This is a genomic window from Paenibacillus sp. CMM36, assembly GCF_053570945.1.
Genome location: NZ_JBSEDY010000001.1, coordinates 87106 through 110772, shown reverse-complemented (window position 1 = coordinate 110772; position 23667 = coordinate 87106). Strand labels below are relative to the sequence as shown.

Here is a 23667-nt window from a genome sequence, read left to right as displayed (position 1 = left end):
TTTAACGCGAATGTCGGTCAGACTCCTGCCAACAAACCCTTATAGTAATGAACTATATCCTTAACTGTGTTCTCGATGACAAAATGCTTCTTGACCCGTTCCATCCCTCTCTCACCCATCTGCTGACGTTCCTGTGGATGCTCCAACATCCAGCGGATGGCTTCTTCCAGCTTAGCCGGGTCACCCGGTTCAATAAGTAGCCCGGTTTCATGGGGTACCACCGTTTCCTTGGGTCCACCCTCATTGGAAGCAATCACTGGGAGACCAGCAGCCATGCCTTCAATAATGACCTGACCGAATGGTTCTGGTGTAATAGAGGTATGAATCAGTAAATCACAACGCTGCATCAGGCCTTGAATGTCATCGACGTGCCCCAGCAGATTGACATTAGCCAACCCGTATTCGCGCATCGTGGACTCTAATCGTTGCTTGTATTCCTCTTCTCCGAACAATGCATCTCCAGCCAGCCAGAATTTCACGCGCTGATCTGGTAAAAAGGAACGTGCCGCTTCCAGTAAAATATGTTGTCCCTTCCATTCCGCCAATCTGCCGACCAATACGACGTTAAACGAGTCATCACCACGTGAATGCGCAGCCGTGTCACGTGCTGTAATTGCTTTGGCAAAAGCGGAATAAACGACGAGCGTCTTTTTGTCCGGGGGTAACTCCAATGCACTCAGCGTGGACTTGGAATTGGCAATCACTCCGTTGGGCAAAAAGCGGGACATCAGCCGAATCCCTTTGGCTACAATCGGCTTCAGATACGGCGGACCGATGTGATCACGGATATGCCAGATCAAGGGCAGCTTCGCCGATTTGGCAGCTACTGTACCATACAGTGCAGACTTGAGCGAGTTCGTGTGAACGCACACGACCTTTTCCTCACGCAGCAAGGGCGCAAGTTTTCTACCGTATGCCAGCAAACGAAAAGCTGCTGCAGGCGCACCTAGATTCACGGCGTTCCGTCCCCGATTGCGAATCGAATCGTCCAATGGAACGATGCGCACATCAATATCACGCTGCCGAAGCCGATCTGCCAAATCGCCCTCCTCTGCCAAAATAACGAGCGGGTCGATATGTTCCCCGATATTCGTCAGTATGTTATACAAAGCGACTTCGCCGCCGCTCCATCTTGCCGTATGGTCAATATAAGCTACTCTCATCATTTCGCCGCCGCCTTTCTGTCAAGGACCTGTCGGAACACCTCTTCCACCTGCTCCGCTACATGTCCCCATGTATATCTGCTCAGGACATGGTCCCGGCATTCCCTTGCATTCGGTAGAAGTTCACGATGATCCAGCACACGCAGCAACCCTTCAGCAATGGCTTCACTGTCCGTTCCCTGGAACAATAGCTCGGGACGGAATCCCCTTAAAATTTCCTTGCTACCGCCCACAGGAGTGGCCAGCACTGGCAGTCCCGAAGCCATTGCCTCCACCGTGATCAGACCGAAACCTTCCAGCGCCTGTGTAGGTACGACGAACAAATTCGATGCTTGGTGGTACAGTGGAAGCTCCTCATCCGACACATAACCGAGCAGCCTTACATGGTTATGAAGATTGTATTCCGCTACCTTGGAAGCCAATTCCTCCATCAAGGGGCCCTTCCCTCCAATCAGCAGCAGATGATCAGGATGACGCTCGGTTACTCGTCGCCATGCTTCGAGTAGCTGTAGCAGTCCCATTCGATTAACAAGACGACGAACGGTTAGCACAATCGTCGCGTTTTGCGGCAAATTCAGACGCTCTCGTACTGCTCCCCGATCCTCTGCTGGGTGGAACCTTTCTACATTCGCCGCTCCGGGAATAATGTGAATTTTGCTGAGTGGAACCTTATAGTGCTCATGCAAAATATCCCGAAAAGTCTCGCTTAGCACTATAAATTTATCCGACAGACCGTAGGCCTTCATTTCAATGGATTTAGCCAACGTCGTTTTTAGAAAATGCTTGATACCCTGTCCTTCAATCTTCATTTCCTCCGTCCACGGTCCGTGAAAGGTGGTAACTACCGGGATTCCTCTTTTTTTCGCCTCCAGCGCTGGCCCGACACTATAGGGAGCAAAATGGGAATACAATATATCCATCGGTTGCTTGTCGAACAACTCTGCTGCATATTTTTGCATTAGCTCCCGGCGCTTCCAGATGGATTGCTGCTTGCTGCCAATCGTATGAATCCGAATACGGTCGGGTGCTTGCGGCTGCTCGTCACTACAGATTAGAGCATCCAACGTATTGCGCTCTAACGTAAGCTGCTCACAGATCGATTGGAAATATGTGTTGAGGCCTCCTGGCTGCAAAGACGGCCAGCTCAACCCCGTTGCCGCAATACGAAATCCGTTATTGTACGACATAGCTGGTTTCTCCTTTCTGCTCGGTATGTCCGTCATCCACGATTTCTATCTTTTTTCGCCGCTTGGTTAGCTCATAATGCTTGAAGCAGACGAGAAACTCATACATCACCCAGAAAACGGCTACGGCAAAACCCGCCAATCCCTTGCGGTATAAGCCTTGGACAAAATACTTCTGCACAAAGCGGGCAGGAGGCCGCCACAACAGTCTGGTCATCCGAAAGGATCTTCCTTTGTTAAACGCCGTCTCTGCTTCCAGATCTGTATATTTATTAAAACGGGTCATATGATCACTGATGCTGCGGAAGCCGTAGTGCCATAACACACCCTCCAGATTGACAATCTGGGAAGAGGCTACATCCGGCATTTCATGAACAAGACTATTCGTAATGCCATAAATACGACGATTGTACAAACGAACCAGATATTCGCCTTTATTCATCCATTTGCCGAGAAAATCACCAATCCGAAATACGGAATATGCTTTGGCCGGATCGTGGAGCGTTTCTTTTACTTTCAACAAATCTCCAAGCAACTCTGCATCCACTACTTCGTCCGTATCAATCAGGAATATCCAATCAAATTCCGCTTTTTCAACACCAAACATGCGCTGCTTGGCATAACCGGGCCACGGGTTAGAAAACACCCGACAGCCCAAGGATTCAGCTACCTGAATCGTATTGTCCTTGCTCCCTCCGTCAATGACGACGATATCGTCCGCAAAGGGCTTGCAGGATTTAATGGCGGCTGTGATTCGAGTGCCATCATCCTGAGCGATAATAACTACGGATATCCGGTTGTCCGCGGGAACGCTAGACATGTGGTTCATTAGCGGGTGCCTCCTTCTTTATCTAACCGTTAACTGGCTTTTTCCGGATGTAGTGTGACATCGTTGATCGGAGCCATTGAAAATCTTGTTTGGAAATAAGCAGTCTTGGAATCTTCATTTTTAGAACGAATTTAACATTACATAAAATGAAAATGAACCGTAGAATCCCCGAAGACAGCATTGCTATCCCTGCACCCGTCAATCCATATCTCGGCACGAGTATGGACAGCAATGGAATGACGAGCGCCAATCCGACACCCTGTAGAATGGTAACCAGTTTGGGCTTACCCAACGCCATAAATTGTTGTGCCAGCACCATGGTCCCTCCACTGATAGCAACCTCAAGCACAAGGAACCGGAATACCGTAAGCGCTTGTTTAAACTCTTGACCATATAACAATGTAAATACGAACGGAGCAATCAGCATCAGCATCATCGCAGCCAGAAAGGTTGCTGTTGATGTCACTCGAAATGCCCGAAATGTTATGTCCACCGCCTCTTCCTTATTCAGACCAGAGGCTTTGGGAAACAGCACGACAATGATCGAGGTAGAAAATACATTCACCATCCTGGCCAAGCTGACCGCTACTGCATATAAACCGAGATCAGCGGGTCTGAGCAGACCCGCAATCAAAATCTGATCAATATAAGTGGAAACCTGCCCCATGAGATCATTTCCGTATGAACCCATACCGTAGGTAAAGAGATTTTTAAATTGCGTCCAGCTGTTCTTTACCTTGGGTTTGTACAGCCGAATCATTCGTATCGTGACACCGATATAAATCGGCAAGCCTGGTAGTAAATAAGCCAATGCCGAGGTGTACGGATTCATATTTCCGGTTAGGATCAGAATCGCCAGACCCAGCAACGTACTTAGCGGTACCAGATACCGGAATAAATTGTACTGCTTATATTCCGAGCGAACTTGAAGCAATGCATTATTGATCTGTGAAATCGCTATGAGCGGACACATCATCATGGAACACTGCGCGAAAAGGATGACCGATGAAGAAAAAGAGCGCAGCCAATAAGGAATTAGAAATACTCCGACGAGTGTCGCCAAGCCCCCGAACATGGTAGCCAGCAACAAGGCCAAACCATACAGCTTGCCCGTTTCCTCCGGTTTCCTTTTCGCATTGTAAATCAATGCAGAAGGGACACCGAAGCTCATGCAGAAGGCGAGAAATTGAGACCAGTTCACCATCGCTGTCTGTTCCCCGCGTCCAGTAGGACCCAGGAATCGTGCCGTTAGCACACCAGTCAGCATGTTCACGACGAGAATCAGCATACTGAATATCATCGTTTTTACTGCTGCAGAGCTGTTATCCTTGCTTTTGGCAAACCGAATCACTGTGGACCATAGTGTCCGGACAGGTGCGGATAATGCTTGTAAGTTTTGCACAGCCTTTACCTTCTTTCCGCGATGACATCTTTTGCCCATAGTCCTATTCCGATCATCATCCAGATCAGATAGCCGCGCATACCCGGGAAACCATTATCCGATATGAGACTGGCTACAGCTCCAGCCCACGTAGCCAACGCCAGTCTGATATAAGGCTGACTGGAATCTCGTTCGGCAATACGGACGAGAAGGCGCTTGATGATAACGAACAGACCACCGAAGAAAAAGAATGCTCCGAAAATACCGAAGGTGAGGAAAATGGCAATATACCCATTATCCATAATCCCAAGTTCACCGAGATCGCCGCCGTTATCAAGCTTGGTTCCGATTCCTACACTCCCGATCCCCTGCCCGACTGGATTGCTAGTAATCGCCGGAAGCATCGTATGCAGTAAATCCAAACGCTCGTTGTACGAATGATCCTGTTGAATATCCGTCAACGTCTGCATACGAGCCACCAAACCCTCTGCCCCTGGAAGTTTTGGAACAATAATGTAGAGAAGAAGACCGACGACAGCTAGTTGAACCAAGGTCTTCCACTTCCCCTTGGAAGATGAACTGAGAATATAAGCCAGCAACATGACGAATGCAATTAGCCAGGCTGAACGTACCAGCGTGATTAAGAGACAAACGACCGTCAGCAGGATTCCGATCCATCCCAAAGTGCCACGCCAACGTTTTTCCATTAGCATGGGTACAAGTGCCATTGCCAGGAAAATAGCGCACGGACCGGGCGAGTTCATGGAAGAAAATACTCTGATTTGAAGTGGTTCTGGAACACCAATGGAATTCATTTCTACATGATTCATCCAAAATGCATCCCACGGAGGCACCGTCAAGTACTGGATAATGCCGTAAATTGCCACAAGAACAGCAATGTTGGCATATGAATACAGCAGTCGGTCCAGCTCCTTCGCCTTCATGGGCTTAATCGCAAGATAAGGCAACAGGATCAAAGGAACCACATAATTGGCTAAATCATAAGCAAAAACAATACCATTTTTGAATAACCCGACGACACTTCCGTAGGCCAATTCCATGCCGAAAAATACAGCAATTCGGGTTAATGGCTTTTCCGCCAGATGAATACCCCGCAGCACAGGAATAATCAACATGCTGCTTACCAGCAGCGGTGCCACACTCAACAAGGAAACCGAGTGGTAGGTTCCCTCCAACCAATCCGCAATACGGCGGATTTCCGGGCCTACTGCCCACACTACCAGCGTGTAAGGAATCAGTAGCCGGGATTGCAAGATCGCCAGCAGGAAGGCCGGAAAAACGAGCGCCAGCAATATGGCTCCCTGCTGGCTCATGGTGGGATTCATCTTGGCGCTGGCAAATCCGATGGCGAGTGGCAGCATACAAGCCAGCAACCCCATGCCGATCATGCCGATTCCACGCCGATTTCCTAGCCAAACGGAAATCTGCTGATCTGCCAACCGACTCATGTTTCTCACCCCTGACCTCCCTTCATCCGCTTCCGCTTGAACATCTCCTTAAACAGCAGAACGAGAAATTGGGAATCCTCAATCAAATATCTTTTCCACAATCGTTTAGGCTCCTGAGACAATCTCCAGAACCATTCAAATCCCGTCTTCTGCATCAGCTCCGGTGCTCTTTTCACATTTCCCGACAGGAAATCAAAGGTCGCTCCCACCCCAATCGAAATCGGAGCGCGGTAAGTCTCATAATATCTGTAAATCCATTTTTCCTGTTTAGGTGCGCCTACACCAACAAAAACGATGTCCGGGCGAGCCTCTTGCAGCAATTGGACAATGTGTCTGTTCTCCTCTTCGTTTTTCTCAAATCCATAAGAAGGAGAGTAACAGCCCACCACGTTCATGTTCGGATAAGATTCCTGGAGATTGAGCATAGCCTTCTCAGGAATACCGTCAGCTGCACCCAGAAAAAATAAACGATAGCCTCGATCCTCAAAAGCCTCCCCCAACCGAGTGAACAAATCTGACCCGGACACTTTTTGTTTGAGGGGCTTTTTCAGTAACTTGGACGCCCATATGATAGGCATCCCATCGGCCACTACAGCTCCGGCATCTGAATACACCTTGCGGAATTCATCATCCTTGCGAAGCTTGATCACATGATCGACATTACAGGTCAAAATGTAGGAATGACGCTGATGTTCAATAGAAGTATCTATAAATTCGAGTAGATCATTAAAATCGTAATTATCAAAGTTGACATCGAACATGTTCACTCTGCTCATCGTATCACTTCTCTTTGCGAAAATCGGTTTGAGTAGATGTCTGGTATAACGCGTTTAAATACCAGCAAAATGGAATAATCATCTGAACCGTCGACAACGTATTATCTGAAAACGAGTAGATCAGAAAGCCTGCAATTAAGCTTGCAAAATAAGGTTTGATAGACTTGGCAAGCGACCGGTAAATGAGAGCGAACACGATCAGCAATGAAAGCATTAATAGCCCGCAACCGATATATCCCGTGTCAAAATAAAAGCGAATATACTCATTATGCGGTACAACGAAACCATTGAATAACGTCCCGTCGTTCGCAACCGTTACCGCGCCAAGACCTCTACCTGACCAAGGGTAATCATGTACTCTGTTCAAAAAATATTCCCATGCCTCCGAGCGTCCCGACAGGTCAATGCCTGTATCGGTCTCCCGTTCGAAGGAGCGTTTTTTTAAATTGTTCCATTGCAGGGCCACCGCCCCCAGAGCAACCAAAAACGATCCGGCCAGCGGTAGCAAATAATTGACTTTCCCCTTGAGGTACTGACGGGCAATATCAAACAGATACACAGCAAACATTAATAACAATGCCAGAATCGGTCCACGTGTACCGGTGGCGATCAGAATCAAAAAGTTCAGTGCCAACACTGTGTAATAAAAAGCGGCTTGCTTGGGTTTGCGCTTGACCTCAATTAGAGAGACGGCAATTCCGAGAAAGGAGAGCATTGCCAGATGCGGCGGTATATTCGCTCCTTGTACTCTGACTGCGCCCGTAAATTCCACATCCGTAAACGAATGCAGCCCTAGAACCTGCAAACCCAGCCCAATGACCACACTAATAATTGGCAACAGACTGATCAGTCGGATATGCTTTTCTGCCACATCCTTTTTCCACTGGATCAGTAAAAAAAAGAAAGGGAGTGATAAACCGACGAACGCCTTGACGGCAATCGAGGTCGTTAACAAAGGCATCCATGCTGAAAATCCAAATGTGATCCCCAGCATGATCACCAATGCCCAGACCGGATAGCTGAACTTGAGACGTATGCCATACACGAGCATGCACGGCACCAGCAGAGCCAAAATGCCCAATTTGTACAATGACAAAATCTCAATACCGAACACGCCGCCCTGATACAAAGAATCGACTGAGACTGCTGTACTTAGCAAAACAGCATAGCTGATGCGCTCCGGATGATGGATAGAAACAGCCAGCAAGAGCAGTAAACATACCGCCGCAATACTGACCACCGGCTGATAGGTAGCCGCAATTCCTACAGCAAGAGCGCCCAGTAGAAAAATAAAAACATGCTGTATGGTGTTTATTCTAGTAGTCCAAGGATAGTTACTCATGTTCCATCTTTCACCCCGCAGCTGACTCGCTTTTCCGGTTGCGCAGTGTATCCAGCGTCCCACGGATACTTTCAAGCCTGCACCGGTTCAACAGCTTCCTGCCCTCACTACGCGCCAGCAGGGAATCCAAAGTGATGTATAACACTTTGGCTGCCGTCTTCGCCATCAGCATCGCGTTGCCGCGCAGACCTACGGCCTGAGCAGCGTTAGACATGCCCTGACAATAGTAGCGGTTCATGATCCATTCTTTTGTTAACCGTGAAGCCGGCACAAAATGTTCCACAGACATGTGTGGATGATACATAATCGTTCCACCATTTTTACGGATTTGCTCGAATACCCACGATTCTTCACCAGATAGAAGGATATCTCCCTTTCTGCCTAGATGAAGCGGGAACATAACAGCGGCAAAAGCCGTTTTACGCATCGCCATATTCGCTCCAAATGGATTCAGTCCCGACGGATATTCACGAATGGCTTTGCCCAGATCAATAATCGTGTAAGGCAGTTCAAGCGGGCCTGTCAGCCAACCCGGTCGTTCCGTCTCAAACATAGGGTCAATTTTCCCACCCATAGCCGTCAGCTCAGGATTGTTCCCGAATGCCGACATAATCGTTTGCAACCATGTAACACACGGAATTGCATCATCATCGAGAAAAGCAATGACTTCCGCTCTTGATAACGTAATACCTGCATTACGAGCTGCAGACAGTCCTTGCTCTCGCTCATAATGATATCGGAGATGGATATTCTGACCATGTGCGACAGTGAACCTTTTGATCGTCGCCGCTGTATGATCGGTGGACCGATTATCGACCACAATGATCTCAGCCAGTGCAAGGTCTTCCAGCTCCAGCAGGGACATTAACGTTTTTTCCAGCAGATCCGCCCGGTTATAGGTGCAAATAACGACGGATACTGCGGGACATCGCTTGAATGCATCCATCAATAAGCATCCTTGGAGAACAGCATTTTAACGCCTGTTTTCATGATGATTTTCAAATCGAGCCACGTATTGCGTACATGAATATACTTCAAATCCATTTGCACCATTTCTTCGAAGCCTACACTGTTACGTGCGCTCACCTGCCAGTAACCCGTACATCCCGGTGTTACAATCAGGCGTTGCTTATCATAATCGGAATATTGCTCGACCTCGCTGGGCAACGGCGGACGCGGACCGACTAAAGTCATGTCGCCGACCAACACGTTCCACAGCTGCGGAATCTCATCAATACTCGTCTTGCGCAGAAAACTACCAATTTTCGTGATCCGAGGATCGTTTTTAATTTTGAACATGGCGCCGCTCACTTCATTCAGCTCCATCAAGTCCTTTTTCAATTCCTCAGCATTGGACACCATTGAACGGAATTTATACATATCGAATAACTTCTCATTCTTGCCCACCCGAGTTTGCTTGAAAAACACGCTTCCCTTTGGGTCTTCGAGCTTAATCAATACGCCTACCACTACAAAAAGCGGAAGCAAGACGATCAAGCCCACGAACGACAGCAGCATATCAAGGAGGCGTTTTGTGACCAGGTAGGACGTTTTATCCTGAATTTGTGTATTTCCGTATGGCATGTAAAACGCTTTACCTGACATGACAGCCTCGCCGTCCTCCGGTAAATTTTCCATGCTCATGCTGACGTACCTCCTCTCAACCTGCCGTGGTTGCTTTCTCGGTCTTTTTCAACCATTCATTCATAGCCTCCATAACCGGATACTTCAAATCATCGCTGGCAAGTGCAAATTCAAGTGTGGTTAAAATATATCCAAGACGCTCACCTACGTCATAGCGTGTGCCTTCAAAATCATAGGCGTACACACGCTCACTCTGATTCAGCTTTTGGATCGCATCCGTCAACTGAATTTCGCCGCCAGCTCCTTTTTCCTGAAGATCAAGATATTTGAAAATTTTCGGTGAGAATACGTAGCGACCCATAATAGCCAAATCGGATGGCGCTGTGCCTGGAGCTGGTTTTTCTATAAAATTATTCACTCGGTACAAGCGTCCGTCCTGCTGATCCGGTTCAATGATGCCGTACCGGTTCGTAAATTCCTGCGGTACCCGCTGCACACCGATAACCGAATTTTGTGTTTCCTCATACTGATCCATCAGCTGGCGCAGGCAAGGCTTCTGACCTGTTACGATATCATCGCCTAACAGCACACCAAACGGCTCGTCCCCGATAAAGCGTCTTGCGCACCATACCGCATGTCCAAGACCTTTGGGTTCTTTTTGGCGAATGTAGTGAATTTCCACTCCCGAAGAACGCTGTACTTCCTCCAGAAGCTTCAGCTTACCGTCCTCGAGCAGTTTGGACTCCAGCTCAAATGCGTTGTCAAAGTGATCCTCAATGGCACGTTTGCCTTTACCCGTAACGATAATAATGTCCTCAATACCAGAAGCAATTGCTTCTTCCACGATATATTGAATCGTAGGCTTGTTGATAATTGGAAGCATTTCCTTAGGCATCGCTTTGGTGGCAGGGAGGAAGCGCGTACCTAACCCTGCTGCTGGAATAATGGCCTTTTTCACTCTTTTCGTCATCGCACTCATTCTCCTTGCTTCATCGAATTTTGGTGTTGCTTACTTCACCTGATTCATCACAATTCCAACCAGCGTCGCACTGGCCTGCTCCATGAGTTGCTTTGTTTTGCGCAGATCTTCCCGTTTGGTACGACCATGTTTAGCAACGAGAATCACACCATCTGTCAAGCCTGCAATCAGGCGGGCATCCGTATAATTCAGCGCCGGAGCTGAATCGAGTAAGATGATGTCATATTCACGTTTGAGCTCTTCCAGCAGCTCAGCCATACGTTCGCTACCGAGCAGATCCGCTGCGTTGTACAGGGTGTCTCCACCGGGAACAACCGATAGCTCCAGGCCACCATGCCTAACGATAGACTTGGAAGAAGCCCCACCGCGCAAATAAGCCGATAGACCTCCGGTATTCTCCATTCCGAATATCTCGTGCAGCGCTGGCTTATGCAGATTGCAATCCACCAGAGCCACCTTCTTGCCTTCTTGTGCAAAAGAAACTCCGATGTTGGCGAGCAGTGTTGTTTTACCCGCTCCGCTTTCCGGCGAGGTCAACAATAGAACCGTCCCACGGTCCTTTTGTCCAATCACTTGCTGCCGAATGTATGTACGGAGGGATCGAAATGATTCCGAGATATACGATGATGGATTACTTTCTGTAATCAACATGTCATTCAATCGCAGCATATTTACGCTCCCCTACCCGTTCTTTGGAATTTCCGGCTGCTCCATCGATGTCCTTCTTGCGAATGACTGGAATCGATGCAATTACCGGAATACCGATGTCTGCGTCTGCCTCTTTTTCCGAGCGCAGCGTGCCGTTAATGCTTTCCAGGAACACAATCGTGCCCAATGCAATCATCAGCGATACGAGAAAACTAATCGCAATATTCATGAGCGGGTTCCCATTAATCGGGTCAGGATTGGCCTGAGGATCCGCTTCATTTAAAATTTTTACATTATTCAATTCCATCAATCCCGGAACCGTCTGCACGAATTTCTGGGTAACCGCGTTTACAACCGCTGCGGCCTGTGGATAGCTCCCTGCCTCAAACGTCAAACCGATAACCTGACTTTTATCCGAGGATTTAATCTGCAGCTTTTCTGCCAACTTCTGCTGTGTCAAACCGAACTCGGGATGAGTCGCTACAACAGCGTCCATAATTTTAGGTGAAGTGAGAATTTGCTTGTAGCTTTCCACCAAATTAAGACTTGTGTTGACGTCGTTCAGATTGTTGCTCCCCTGCTTGGCGGAAATATGATTAACCAGCAGTTGGCTTGAAGCGGAGTAGACTGGCTTCACGACATTGTCGCTCACAAAGTATGTTGTTACACATGAGAGAATGACAAAAATCGCAATCAGCCACAATCTTCTTTTAATCAGGACTAGATAATCCAAAATGGTTTTCTCCACAAAAATCCTCCCTCCTATACAATTTCTCTTCATATTTAAGTATGACTTTATTGTAACAATTGGCTCTGTGAACGACATGGAACCGAATGGCACTTTCTCCCTCACTACAGGGGGAGGGAAATGTATACTTTCGGATACGGCATGGTATACTTTTGTACCATACATTGTCGATTATGGAAAAAGAAATCGGAAAAAGCCTCAAAATCACAAAAATTGGTGATTTTGAGGCTTTTCATTCCACTCGCATATGAAAGTGCAACGTAGCTTATAGAGCCAACGCATCATACAATGTTTGTTGGCTCGTACTTCGCCAGACCAATGGCATTGGCATACAATGCTGCCTGCGTGCGATCCGCCAGCCGCAGCTTGGCCAGGATCTGACTGACATGCTTTTTGACTGTAAACTCACTGATAAATAATCGGGATGCAATTTCACGATTGCAAGCTCCTTGTCCTAACTCGACCAGCACTTCCTTTTCCTTTGGCGTCAGGTCGTCCGTCAGATTGCCCGCATCTTCACGCAGCTTGTTTTCGAGAATAGCCGGATCATAATATTTGCGTCCTTTGTTGACAAGATGAATCGCGTAAATTAGTTCCTCAGGCAACGCTTCCTTAAGCACATAACCGTCCACGGAAGCTTCCTCTGCTTTCAGAAAATCTTCACGTGTTGCGGAAGAGGTCAGCAAAATAAATTTACTTCTGAAACCACGTCCGCGCGCTATCTTGATAATATCCAGCCCTGATTCATCAGCTAGTTTCAAATCCAGCAGCACCAGATCCGGATCCGTTTCCTCAATCACCACAAGTGCTTCCTGTTGATTCTGGGCCTCTCCCGCAAACTGAACATCGGGCTGCATGGATATAACCGCAGCGAGTCCTTTCCGTACTAAAGGATGATCATCGACAATGACAATTTTCATGATTCGGCCTCCTGTCTACAGTTCAGGATTTGCATAATCCCTATGTATCCGATTGTTACCGCAGATTTTGTATTGCAGAATGTTCACACATTTTATTCGAGAATTTTGCAAAATCCTCATTCATAAGCATTTACCGGAATGGACAATCGAATCTGTGTTCCCTCTCCGATTCGACTTGAAATATCAAATTCGCCTCCCATCGATTGAGCTAAATATTCCATATTCATCATGCCCAGGCCCCCGCCTGCACTGACCGCCTCACCTCCTGCTACCATTCTCGCCGTCTCAAACCCTACTCCGTCGTCATGAATAGACAGTCTAATCACTTGGGGCGTCAATTTTAACTTCACATCAATTCGCTTGGCCAATCCATGACGGATTGCGTTCCCCGCCGCTTCGGAAATGATGCGGAACAAAGCCTTTTGGTACAAATACGGAAGTGAATAATGATCACCATGAATGTCAAAATCAATTTGTACATGATTCAGCTTGGAGAGTGTATGCAGATGACTTTTCACCGTCCCTAACCAAGTTGAGCCTCCGCTTTTTTTCGAGCTTAGACTATGAATCGCCCCTTTCAGCTCTCTAACCGCTTGGTTGGCAGATTGCTGAATTAGATCAATTTGCTCCTCCACCTGCTCCTTTGGCTGATGACACCAGGTTTGCCGGAGAGAATGCGTTGCGTACACAATACCAAAAAGACTTTGAGAAACATTGTCATGCATTTCATTTGCAATCCGGTTCTGCTCATTCGTCACAATCAATTGATTCTCAATACGCTCCAGCTCATAGCGCTCCAAAAACACAGCACTCAGCTCAGCCAAGAATATCAGTTGTTGCACGAGCCAGCGTCTTCCTGTCAGACTTTGATCCGGTCCCAGCTTGAGGCCAATCGTCGCTACAAAGCGGGTCGTCATCGGTACGGTGATCATGAGAAAGTCGCCCCATTCTGGCAGATGTCTGAAAAATGGTTCGCGTTCTTCCCTGAACTCCTCCCGGTAATTCTCCAGTTCCTCGAATAGCTGCTCTTCCTCCTCCACCGTCCAGCCTGTCTGGCTGCTTGCCGGTGCATCCTCCTCCTGACTATCCAGCCAGAAAAATGCACGGCTCTGCTTGGTAAGCTTGACAGTGTAATCCGAGATGACCTGACCCAGATTTAATGCCTCATTATGGCTGGTCGTCTCCATGATGTGGTAAATCGACTTGATATGATCCATCGTCTCATTGGCTTGTTCTTTAGCCACCTTCAGTTCGTCCTTCATGACGCCGATAACCTGCATTGCCATCGTGGTTACGATCAATACCAGAAACAAATTAATGTTCTGCAATATAAGATCCCACAAAAAATATTGACCTGGTGTAAAAAAGATATAACAAAATGTAAGCACCAAACCGATATAAGAAAGTAGGAGCGTCCAGCTGTACCTCATAGATAGATGAGCACAAGCTACCAGCATGGGAGTAATCACATACCATTTGAACGGGCTATTTATCCCTCCGGTCGGAAATAACAACAAAATGATCCCTGCTGTTTCTAGTGCAATGCTACATTTCAATACCATATCATGAAGTCTGTATTTACGGTAAATCCAAGTAAATGCTGTAACGGATAAAAATAGAAACCCAATCAGTAACAGCTTCTGCCACACGATTAATCTAGATGATTCGAACAGAAAAACAAGTGACGTTAAAGATAGTGATACATAACGGTATAGAAAAATCATTTTGTCTTCTGCTGACTTCCTCAACTTCATCCTGTCACCCTATTCTGTGTTTTGAAGGGACGATGGGCATATTAGGTTTGTGTACTCTAAAAAATCATAACCAATCCAAAAATAAATAACAAGACATAAACTCTTACGTAAACGGTTACATTCCAAAAAATTTGGTACTTTTTATAACATATTTACCGTTTCAGGAAAACATTTTGGGGGTAATGTCAGAATTTATGACGTTTGTCAAGGAAATAAATCACATTTTTGCGACCTAAAAAAGACTTGCTGGTACCACTGTGATTACAACAGCGGTATTCAGCGAGTCCTTTTTTAGTGAACCTGGTAGTCTACATTTTAGCCCCCGGCACGTGCTAATTCACGCATATTGGCTTCAAATGCTGCCAATAGAGCTTCATCTCCGCTCAAACCAGTTGCCTCTTCTTTTTGGATCTGTTCAACCATACGCTTGTAATCCTTTGGAATCACTCGTACAAACTGCTGAATCGCAGTCTGCCAATCATCCAAAATACGTTGTCCCGCTTCACTACCCGTGTAAGTGACATGGCGTTGAATCAAGCCGCGCAACTCCGCTGCTTCTGTAGGTTCTTCCACACCTTCCAGCAACACCATTTCCAGATTACAACGGCTCAGGAACGTCCCCTCAGGGTCATAGACATATGCAATACCTCCGGACATTCCAGCTCCAAAATTCCGTCCGGTTCCACCCAATACAGCTACACGTCCGCCTGTCATATATTCGCAACCATGATCTCCAACGCCCTCAACAACAATACGTGCGCCGGAGTTCCGAACGGCAAAGCGCTCGCCTGCGATTCCGCTAATGTAAGCTTCACCGCTGGTCGCTCCATACAAGGCTGTATTTCCGATAATAATGTTCTCTTCTGCCTTAAAGGTCGCTTTGTGAGACTTTTTCACAATAACCTTACCGCCAGATAGCCCTTTACCGACATAGTCATTGCTATCGCCTTCCACGCTCAACGTGATGCCTTTCGGAATAAATGCTCCGAAGCTCTGACCTGCCGATCCAATAAAGTTAAAGCGAATCGTATCCTCAGGCAGACCCGCCGCTCCATACTTACGGGTGACCTCGCTGCCCAGAATCGTCCCTACCGCCCGATTCACGTTTGTAATAGGTAAGGTACCCTCAACAGGCGTTCCGTTCTCCAACGCTTTCGCAGCCATCGGTACGAGCTGCTGCATGTCGAGTGTTTCTTCCAGACCGTGGTTTTGGCGTTGTACACGGTAACGTACACTACCTTCTTCCAACTCAGGAACATGCAACAGCAAGCTCAGGTCTACGCCCTTCTTCTTCCAGTGCGAATCGGCGTTCACGGTATCCAGGCAATCCGTACGTCCAATCATTTCCTGAATCGTACGGAAGCCCAATTCCGCCATAATTTCACGGACATCTTCTGCAATAAAACGCATAAAATTCACCACATGGGCAGGATCGCCCATATAATTTTTGCGCAGCTCCGGATTCTGCGTAGCCACACCAACCGGACATGTATCCATTTGGCATACCCGCATCATAATACAGCCCAACGCCACGAGCGGCGCTGTAGAGAAGCCGTATTCTTCCGCGCCCAACAGGGCAGCTACTACCAAATCGCGGCCAGACAGCATCTTGCCGTCTGTCTCCAATACTACGCGGTCGCGCAGGTTGTTTAGCATCAGCGTCTGATGCGTCTCCGCCAGACCCAGCTCCCAAGGCATACCCGCATGACGAATGGAGCCTTGCGGAGAAGCGCCTGTACCACCGTCGTAACCGCTGACTAGAATAATGTCAGCACGGCCTTTAGCTACCCCTGTAGCAATCGTACCTACGCCTACCTCTGACACCAGTTTCACGTTAATGTCAGCACGCGGATTGGCGTTTTTGAGATCATAGATGAGCTCTGCCAAATCCTCGATAGAATAAATATCGTGATGCGGCGGTGGTGAAATCAAACCTACTCCTGGCGTAGAGCCACGGACCTCAGCGACCCAAGGGTACACCTTACGTCCTGGCAGTTGTCCACCTTCGCCCGGCTTCGCGCCTTGCGCCATTTTGATCTGAATTTCGTCGGCATTCACCAAGTAATTCGATGTTACACCGAATCGGCCCGATGCTACCTGCTTAATCGAACTGCGACGAGAATCACCATTGGCATCCGGTATGAAACGTGCAGGGTTCTCCCCACCTTCACCCGTATTGCTCTTGCCACCGATCCGATTCATCGCAATCGCCATATCTTCATGCGCTTCCTGACTGATCGAGCCAAAGGACATGGCTCCTGTCTTGAAGCGACGCATAATGGATGCAGCGGATTCCACTTCATCCAGCGGCACAGGCTCACCAGCAGGCTTCAATTGAAGCATGGAGCGAATCGTCAAATACTGTTCAGATTCACCCTGTACCAGCTTGGCGTATTTCTTGTAAAGCTTGTAGTCTCCCGAGCGAACCGACTGCTGGAGCAAATGCACCGTTTGCGGGTTAAACAAATGCTCTTCCCCATCGTTACGCCATTGATATTCGCCGCCCGAATCCAGCACTTTGTCGTTGCCGTCCTTGTCGGTGAAAGCACGATTATGATGAACCAGCGCTTCGATAGTCACTTCCTCCAGACCAATACCGCCAATGCGGGAAGGTGTCCAGGTGAAATAACGGTCAACAAAATCCTGTTTTAAACCTACGGCCTCAAAAATTTGCGCCCCACGGTACGACTGAATCGTGGAAATACCCATTTTGGACAATATTTTAACGACACCCTTCGTTGCCGCTTTAATATAATTTTTAACTGCCTTTTCGTGCGAGATGCCGCGCAGCAAACCCTGCTGAATCATGACATCCAGCGTTTCAAAAGCCAGATACGGATTAACCGCACTCACACCGTAGCCAAGCAGCACCGCATAATGGTGAACATCCCTTGGCTCGCCGGACTCCAGCAAAATACTTACACGTGTGCGGGTACCCTGTTTAATCAAATGGTGATGCAGGCTGGAAACAGCTAGCAACGCCGGAATGGCTGCATTCTCCGCATCCACTCCACGGTCGGACAAAATCAGGATGTTATGACCTTTGTCAATGACACGGTCAGCCGCCTCAAACAATCCTTCCAGCGCCTTGCGTAAGCCCTCAGCACCTTCCTTCGCTTCAAAGAAGATCGGGATCGTCATCGATTTGAAGCCTGGACGGTGCACGTGGCGAATTTTGGCAAACTCCTCATTCGATAGCACCGGCGAATCCAAACGAATCTGGCGACAGCTTTCCGGTTCTGGATGCAGTAAATTGCGCTCTGGTCCAATCGTAGTTGCGGTTGACGTTACAATCTCTTCACGAATGGCGTCAATCGGCGGGTTTGTGACTTGGGCGAACATTTGTTTAAAGTAATTGTACAAACGTTGCGGACGATCAGACAGCACCGCCAATGGTGCGTCGTATCCCATTGAGCCAATCGGTTCTGCACCTGTAAGTGCCATCGGCTCCAGAATTTTGCGCAGTTCTTCAAACGTATATCCAAAAGCGAGCTGAAGCTGATTTACATTTTCATGTTTAGGCTCCGGCTGTTCTAGTGCTTCCGGCAGCTCATCCAAATCAACCAAGTGCTCATCCAGCCATTGCTGATAAGGTTCCTCGGAAGCAATACGTTCCTTTAACTCTTCGTCAGAAACGATACGGCCTTCTTGGGTATCAACCAACAGCATACGACCCGGACGGAGACGATCCTTATAGAGCACATTTTCAGGATCAATATCCAATACACCCGCCTCTGAAGACAGTGCGATCAGATCGTCCTTGGTCACATAGTAACGTGCAGGACGCAGACCGTTGCGGTCGAGAATCGCCCCGATTTGGATACCGTCTGTAAACGCCATTGCAGCAGGTCCGTCCCACGGCTCCATCATAGTGCTGTGATATTCATAAAATGCCCGCTTCTTCGGGTCCATGGTTTCATGCTTGTTCCAAGGCTCCGGCACCATCATCATGGCTACATGAGGAAGGGATCGTCCGCTCAGATACAGAAACTCCAGCGTATTATCAAACATGGCTGTATCCGAGCCATCTGGGTTAATGACGGGTTTTACCTTCTTAATGTCTCCGCCAAACGCTTCGCTTTCAAACTGCGCCTGACGCGCATGCATCCAGTTCACATTGCCGCGCATCGTATTAATTTCACCGTTGTGAATCATAAAACGATAAGGATGCGCACGATCCCAGCTCGGGAACGTATTCGTACTAAAACGGGAATGGACCAGCGCGATCGCTGATGTCACCCGCTCATCCTGCAAATCCAGATAAAATTTACCTACCTGCTCGGTTGTCAGCATTCCTTTGTATACAACCTTGCGACAGGACAAACTTGGAATATAGAACGACTCACCGTTCTCATCCTCTTGGTTATAGCGAATAGCAAGCTCTGCACGTTTGCGAATGACATACAGTTTCCGTTCGAAGTCCAACTCTTCCTTCAAATCGCTACTGCGACCGATGAATACCTGACGCACACCCGGTTTAGCTGCTTTTGCCGATTTACCCAGCATTTCGTCATAAGTTGGAACATCGCGAAAACCCAAACAATTTTGACCTTCGTCCACGATGATATCTCTTAGCTTCTGCTCATGCACCTCACGAACTTTTGGATCATTGGATACAAAAAGCATACCCACGCCATAATGTCCGGCCTTTGGCAATTTGAAGCCCAATCGCTCCGCTTCCTCTTGAAAAAACAGATGAGGGACCTGAATCATAATCCCTGCTCCGTCACCGGAGTTAGGTTCACTTCCCTGACCGCCCCGATGCTCCATATTCACGAGCATGGTCAAAGCCTGACTTACAATATCGTGCGATGGTTTTCCCTTGATGTGGGCAACAAAGCCCATGCCGCAGGCGTCTTTTTCGAATTGGGGATCATATAGTCCCTGTTTGGGTGGTAAACCTGTCTGTCTCATGGAACGCAACCTTTCTGTTATAAAGTCATGCTGGCCTGAAATACAGGCGGCCGAATAGAAGACAGTGGCAACAAGAGGTAACTCAAAGAACAACTACGAGGAATGGGGGACAAAACATGTGACGTATTCAAGGCGGTACGGTCCACCGAATGCGTATGTTTTTCAATAATTATGCAATGGCTTGACTTGAAAAATACGTCGATTCCACTGATGAATCTAATTAGTTCTATCATTTTATCATTGACCTATCATGTTAGCAATTCAAAGTTTTTATGATTGTGATAATAAATCTTTTACATTACAGCTTCAACGTATCAATGCAAATTTATCTCATTTTTATGTATAAATATTCACTTTTAAAAAACAACCTTTCCTATTCCTCTAAGGAACAGAAAAGGCTGACAAAGGAGATACGATAAGTTAATAGACCATCTAGTGTATTCACGCAAATCAGATATCCGTATTAAAATTCGAGACTTTCGCCGGGCTTCAACGCTTTCCCTTCAATGCCTTCTTTGTGCAAACGATCACAGAAGCCATCTCCGTCCTGCTCAATACCCGGGAACGTATTGTAATGCACTGGTATTACGCGACTTGCACGCAGCCATTTTGCTGCCAGCAGTGCATCCTCCGGTCCCATCGTATAACCATCTCCGATCGGCAATACCGCAGCATCGATGGAGTTAGTCTCCCCAATGAGACGCATGTCGCCAAACAGACCAGTATCCCCTGCATGGAAAAAGGTTTGGCCTCCCATGGTCAATAAAATCCCCGCAGGCTCTCCCATGTAAATGGTTTGTCCGTCCACCGTCAAAGATGAGCTGTGAAACGCAAGTGTGAATTTCACATGGAAACCGTCAAAGTGGTGACCCCCACCCAGATTCATACCGTGAGCTTTGGCCCCCAAGGATGAACAATATTCGGCCAGTTCCGCGACCGCGATTACTGGACAATCATTGCGCTTGGCAATTTCAACAGCATCACCAAAATGATCGGCATGACCGTGTGTCAACAACACGGCATCCACCTGAATATCCTCGGCCTGTACGGTTGCTTTAGGATTTCCCGTCAAAAAAGGATCAATAATAATCCGTTTCCCCTCTGCCTCTACCAGTACAACTGAATGTCCATAATATGTGATTTTCATTTCATCTACGCCTCCTTTGTCACTTTCATTATTTGGGTTACTTTCCTTTACCTATTATACCTCTTTTGCATTCTGGCTTCACCTGTACCACAAAATCCGTTCACAAAGCTGAACCCTATTGTTTAGAAAGGGCTGTTATTTGTAGAAGGGTGCCTTTATTTATAAAAGGTATGATGACCGATCGTTTTCACCTTGGTACGGGAATGATGAACCGTAAGGTCCTGGGCCAACGTAAGCGACAGGAAAAAACAGGTGTTATCAGGCACGGCTTTATGGCCGTTCAAAGCAGCAGTAACCGCACGAATGCTGTCCTGGTTGGGCTGAACACGACGAAGACGCCCGTTCGCGACCGGACTAAATTGCGCTTTTTGATAAATCACTGCCTGAATCGTATCGGGAAATGGGGCTGACCGCAGCCGGTTTAAGACAACGTTGGCAACTGCCACTTTGCCTTCGTACGGTTCGCCTTCTGCTTCTGCCATCACTATTTTTTGCAGCAGGAGCAGTTCTTTAGCGGAGACAGTATAGCTCCAGGTAGACAACGCCTTGTCATCCTGCGTGAGCATTTTTGTCTTCGTAAAGTAGATGGTTGTAGGAGGGGTTAGGATTGCGGACTTGCTATGCTGGACCTCAGGCTTTTTCTTGCCTGTAGCAACGTTATTCCGAGCTTGTTCCGCCTGCTTCATCTGGGAAGCGGGTAACGGAGTCGGCATGATTTCTTTCCAGCTTGGCTGCCCATGAGCAGCAACAAAGATGGGGCTTGTCCTGTTAGACCCTTTATGGGTCCCCATCCTGTCGCCATATGTAGGAGCTGCAGAGTTCCCTGACCAGCTCAGAGAATGCATGGATGCATTTTTATGATTATTCTGTGTTTGCTGAACCTCAGCGTAGAGGCCTATCCCCAATATACAAACAAGCAGCACACTCAAAAGAGGTGCAAACCAACGATGTTCTTTAATAATTTCCATAATGTTCCTCCCGTTAACTTAAGCACATTCCTCAGATATGTAACCCAAAATGCGCTTTTTGAATAACGCTGAAACACTATATCACTAAATTCGCTGATAGATCAAGGGTTTCGCCTCATTAATGGGAATGTTTGAATTATTTGGTACATTGGTTTTTGACCCAATCGTGTTGCATATAAAACAAATTCTCCCACTTCCCAAGGCCCGCCGCTTCGGTCATTTGGCTGCCACACAGAAGCTGGAACGGGCTGTCCCCCTGTGTACGAACGTGCTACGGTGATATGAGGCCGATAAGGTCTGTCCTCAGGTTTAAAACCAAGGGGTTTGGTAGCACGAAGTATAGACTGATATAGCTGCTCTAGCGACTCTCGCTGTCCAGTCACTCCTTTCCAGAGTACACGTGGAAATTCTTCACGGCCAAAAAAACCTGCTTCTCCAATGCCAAGTGTGAACGGGTGATGCTCAGCTGCCGCTTGAACTAAAACCTGCTCAAGTTTCGGGATAACCGAGGTCTCCACATCACCCAAAAACTGAAGTGTCACGTGGTAATCTCTGAAATCAACCCATTTGCGAAAAGAAAGATCATTCAAATCCTGCTCCACCCAATGATGTAAGTTCTTCTTGTGCTCATTTGGGAGAGCAATAGCTGTAAAAAGTCTTTGCGATTCATCTTTCATCAACCTTTACCTCCTTTGCTATAGATATTTGTGGATATCTCAAAAGCAGCTGTTTGGATTGTCCCTAATCAGGGTAAAGCCATTTGTTGTTATATATAGTGACACCGCGAGCTCGTTTTTATCCTTCTTATGCAATTTTTTCAGCAATCTGTTATTCTTGAAAAGATGGTTCGCCAGAATATATTGGAAACTCCAAGGAATTAAAAATCGAGGAGGCTATGAACTATGGGAAACATTTTAAGCTTACATCAACTGACGGAAGAGCAAAAAAAAACAAGTTCGTGCAGCGGCTTCGGGCTACGAGTTGATTATTGGCAAAGCTCAGGAATTAGAATCTAAACAAATCCGGGAAGCCGAGATTATTCTGGGCTGGTCCAAGCATATTGCCGAAGATGCATTACATCCAGACAGCAAGCTGAAGTGGATACAAACCTGGTCGGCTGGGATTGATAAGCTACCGCTTACCGAATTGGAGAAGCGTAACATTTTACTCACGAATACGAGTGGTGTGCATGCCATTCCAATTACAGAGCAGATCTTTGGAATGCTGCTATCGCATACACGTTATTTACAGCAAGCAGCTCTCTTGCAGCGTCAGAAAACATGGCAACCACCGAAAGGCCAACTGACGGAATTACGTGGCAAAACGCTGTTGATTACAGGCGTTGGCGAAATTGGCCGTGAAACAGCGCGGATTGCAGAATCCTTTGGCATGCGGGTAATCGGAGTCCGGCGTTCTGGTAAGGAAGCTCCGCATGTAGAGCATATGTATACTAACGAACGACTACACGATGCATTGGGAGCAGCGGATATCGTGGTAAATATATTGCCATTCACCAAGGAGACCCACCACTTCTTTGACGAAAAAGCATTTGCAGCTATGCGTAAGGGAGCCTTCTTCATTAATGTAGGTCGCGGTGGAACCGTTCATACGGATGCGCTTGTACGCTCTTTGGAGCAAAAGCATATTGCCTTTGCCGGACTGGATGTATTCGAGGAAGAACCACTACCTGCGTCACATCCACTATGGAGTCTGGACCATGTTTTGATCACACCGCATATTGCAGGCGATACGGACCGATACGCCGAACGAGCGGTAGATATTTTTCTTACTAATTTGAATGCCTATGCCGCTGATCAGGAACTGCCGTTGAATTTGGTTAACTATAAAACTCAGTATTAAC

18 protein-coding genes and 1 pseudogene are annotated in these 23667 nt (G+C 47.4%); 1 reads left to right on the top strand and 18 read right to left on the bottom strand.

Annotated features, from left to right (window positions below):
- Positions 1-17 precede the first annotated feature (17 nt).
- From ACWA2B_RS00505 to thpR, 18 genes are all read right to left on the bottom strand, one after another.
- Positions 18-1166 (bottom strand): glycosyltransferase family 4 protein, encoded by a 1149-nt coding sequence (locus tag ACWA2B_RS00505; RefSeq protein WP_029516198.1) that lies wholly within the window; start codon positions 1164-1166, stop codon positions 18-20.
- On the bottom strand, positions 1163-2350 hold the full coding sequence (locus ACWA2B_RS00500) for a glycosyltransferase family 4 protein (RefSeq protein ID WP_029516197.1): 1188 nt from the start codon (positions 2348-2350) through the stop codon (positions 1163-1165). The genes ACWA2B_RS00505 and ACWA2B_RS00500 overlap by 4 nt, the downstream gene beginning before the upstream one ends.
- On the bottom strand, positions 2337-3176 hold the full coding sequence (locus ACWA2B_RS00495) for a glycosyltransferase family 2 protein (RefSeq protein WP_039269533.1): 840 nt from the start codon (positions 3174-3176) through the stop codon (positions 2337-2339). The genes ACWA2B_RS00500 and ACWA2B_RS00495 overlap by 14 nt, the downstream gene beginning before the upstream one ends.
- A gap of 22 nt (positions 3177-3198) precedes the next feature.
- Positions 3199-4578 (bottom strand): lipopolysaccharide biosynthesis protein, encoded by a 1380-nt coding sequence (locus tag ACWA2B_RS00490; RefSeq protein ID WP_029516196.1) that lies wholly within the window; start codon positions 4576-4578, stop codon positions 3199-3201.
- A 5-nt stretch (positions 4579-4583) separates the two neighbouring features.
- Positions 4584-6026, bottom strand: a complete 1443-nt coding sequence (locus ACWA2B_RS00485; protein WP_209949664.1) for an O-antigen ligase family protein — start codon at positions 6024-6026, stop codon at positions 4584-4586.
- Between the two features lie 5 nt (positions 6027-6031).
- A complete protein-coding gene (locus tag ACWA2B_RS00480) occupies positions 6032-6802 on the bottom strand; it encodes a WecB/TagA/CpsF family glycosyltransferase (protein WP_013309155.1) in 771 nt (256 codons plus the stop codon).
- Between the two features lie 4 nt (positions 6803-6806).
- Complete coding sequence (locus ACWA2B_RS00475) at positions 6807-8144, bottom strand: O-antigen ligase family protein (protein WP_039269528.1); 1338 nt, start codon at positions 8142-8144, stop codon at positions 6807-6809.
- 10 nt (positions 8145-8154) lie between these two features.
- Positions 8155-9090 carry a glycosyltransferase gene (locus ACWA2B_RS00470; RefSeq protein WP_029516193.1) on the bottom strand — a complete coding sequence of 312 codons (936 nt, stop codon included), beginning with the start codon at positions 9088-9090 and terminating at the stop codon, positions 8155-8157.
- Positions 9090-9788, bottom strand: coding sequence for a sugar transferase (locus tag ACWA2B_RS00465; RefSeq protein WP_013309152.1), 699 nt, complete (start codon positions 9786-9788; stop codon positions 9090-9092). Before ACWA2B_RS00465 ends, ACWA2B_RS00470 begins: the two co-directional genes overlap by 1 nt.
- Before the next feature lie 16 nt (positions 9789-9804).
- Positions 9805-10698, bottom strand: a complete 894-nt coding sequence (gene galU / locus ACWA2B_RS00460; protein ID WP_013309151.1) for a UTP--glucose-1-phosphate uridylyltransferase GalU — start codon at positions 10696-10698, stop codon at positions 9805-9807.
- 39 nt (positions 10699-10737) lie between these two features.
- Positions 10738-11376, bottom strand: a complete 639-nt coding sequence (locus ACWA2B_RS00455) for a CpsD/CapB family tyrosine-protein kinase (RefSeq protein WP_029516191.1) — start codon at positions 11374-11376, stop codon at positions 10738-10740.
- Positions 11360-12103: a YveK family protein gene (locus ACWA2B_RS00450; RefSeq protein WP_029516190.1), complete on the bottom strand. Its 744-nt coding sequence runs from the start codon at positions 12101-12103 to the stop codon at positions 11360-11362. Before ACWA2B_RS00450 ends, ACWA2B_RS00455 begins: the two co-directional genes overlap by 17 nt.
- A 281-nt stretch (positions 12104-12384) precedes the next feature.
- Entirely contained in the window at positions 12385-13023 is a 639-nt protein-coding gene (locus tag ACWA2B_RS00445; protein ID WP_449291551.1) for a response regulator, read from the bottom strand.
- Positions 13024-13139: 116 nt separating this feature from the next.
- Positions 13140-14777, bottom strand: a complete 1638-nt coding sequence (locus ACWA2B_RS00440; protein ID WP_029516188.1) for a sensor histidine kinase — start codon at positions 14775-14777, stop codon at positions 13140-13142.
- Between the two features lie 315 nt (positions 14778-15092).
- A complete protein-coding gene (gene gltB / locus ACWA2B_RS00435; protein WP_029516187.1) occupies positions 15093-19691 on the bottom strand; it encodes a glutamate synthase large subunit in 4599 nt (1532 codons plus the stop codon).
- Between the two features lie 463 nt (positions 19692-20154).
- On the bottom strand, positions 20155-20838 hold the full coding sequence (locus ACWA2B_RS00430; protein ID WP_029516186.1) for a metal-dependent hydrolase: 684 nt from the start codon (positions 20836-20838) through the stop codon (positions 20155-20157).
- A 155-nt stretch (positions 20839-20993) separates the two neighbouring features.
- Complete coding sequence (locus tag ACWA2B_RS00425; RefSeq protein ID WP_029516185.1) at positions 20994-21806, bottom strand: cell wall hydrolase; 813 nt, start codon at positions 21804-21806, stop codon at positions 20994-20996.
- 101 nt (positions 21807-21907) lie between these two features.
- Positions 21908-22483 (bottom strand): RNA 2',3'-cyclic phosphodiesterase, encoded by a 576-nt coding sequence (gene thpR / locus ACWA2B_RS00420; protein WP_029516184.1) that lies wholly within the window; start codon positions 22481-22483, stop codon positions 21908-21910.
- A 225-nt stretch (positions 22484-22708) separates the two neighbouring features.
- Between thpR and ACWA2B_RS00415 the strand changes: the two are divergent.
- Positions 22709-23666, top strand: a pseudogene (locus tag ACWA2B_RS00415) (D-2-hydroxyacid dehydrogenase).
- Position 23667 lies beyond the last annotated feature (1 nt).

Bases quoted from the DNA above. Each gene is read 5' to 3' on its own strand.
- ACWA2B_RS00465 (WP_013309152.1), bottom strand. From the start codon at position 9,788: ATGAGCATGGAAAATTTACCGGAGGACGGCGAGGCTGTCATGTCAGGT.
- ACWA2B_RS00445 (WP_449291551.1), bottom strand. From the start codon at position 13,023: ATGAAAATTGTCATTGTCGATGATCATCCTTTAGTACGGAAAGGACTC.
- thpR (WP_029516184.1), bottom strand. From the start codon at position 22,483: ATGAAAGATGAATCGCAAAGACTTTTTACAGCTATTGCTCTCCCAAAT.
- gltB (WP_029516187.1), bottom strand. From the start codon at position 19,691: ATGAGACAGACAGGTTTACCACCCAAACAGGGACTATATGATCCCCAA.
- ACWA2B_RS00480 (WP_013309155.1), bottom strand. From the start codon at position 6,802: ATGAGCAGAGTGAACATGTTCGATGTCAACTTTGATAATTACGATTTT.
- ACWA2B_RS00485 (WP_209949664.1), bottom strand. From the start codon at position 6,026: ATGAGTCGGTTGGCAGATCAGCAGATTTCCGTTTGGCTAGGAAATCGG.
- ACWA2B_RS00455 (WP_029516191.1), bottom strand. From the start codon at position 11,376: ATGCTGCGATTGAATGACATGTTGATTACAGAAAGTAATCCATCATCG.
- ACWA2B_RS00495 (WP_039269533.1), bottom strand. From the start codon at position 3,176: ATGAACCACATGTCTAGCGTTCCCGCGGACAACCGGATATCCGTAGTT.
- ACWA2B_RS00500 (WP_029516197.1), bottom strand. From the start codon at position 2,350: ATGTCGTACAATAACGGATTTCGTATTGCGGCAACGGGGTTGAGCTGG.
- ACWA2B_RS00440 (WP_029516188.1), bottom strand. From the start codon at position 14,777: ATGAAGTTGAGGAAGTCAGCAGAAGACAAAATGATTTTTCTATACCGT.
- ACWA2B_RS00505 (WP_029516198.1), bottom strand. From the start codon at position 1,166: ATGATGAGAGTAGCTTATATTGACCATACGGCAAGATGGAGCGGCGGC.
- ACWA2B_RS00430 (WP_029516186.1), bottom strand. From the start codon at position 20,838: ATGAAAATCACATATTATGGACATTCAGTTGTACTGGTAGAGGCAGAG.
- ACWA2B_RS00475 (WP_039269528.1), bottom strand. From the start codon at position 8,144: ATGAGTAACTATCCTTGGACTACTAGAATAAACACCATACAGCATGTT.
- ACWA2B_RS00425 (WP_029516185.1), bottom strand. From the start codon at position 21,806: ATGGAAATTATTAAAGAACATCGTTGGTTTGCACCTCTTTTGAGTGTG.
- galU (WP_013309151.1), bottom strand. From the start codon at position 10,698: ATGACGAAAAGAGTGAAAAAGGCCATTATTCCAGCAGCAGGGTTAGGT.
- ACWA2B_RS00470 (WP_029516193.1), bottom strand. From the start codon at position 9,090: ATGGATGCATTCAAGCGATGTCCCGCAGTATCCGTCGTTATTTGCACC.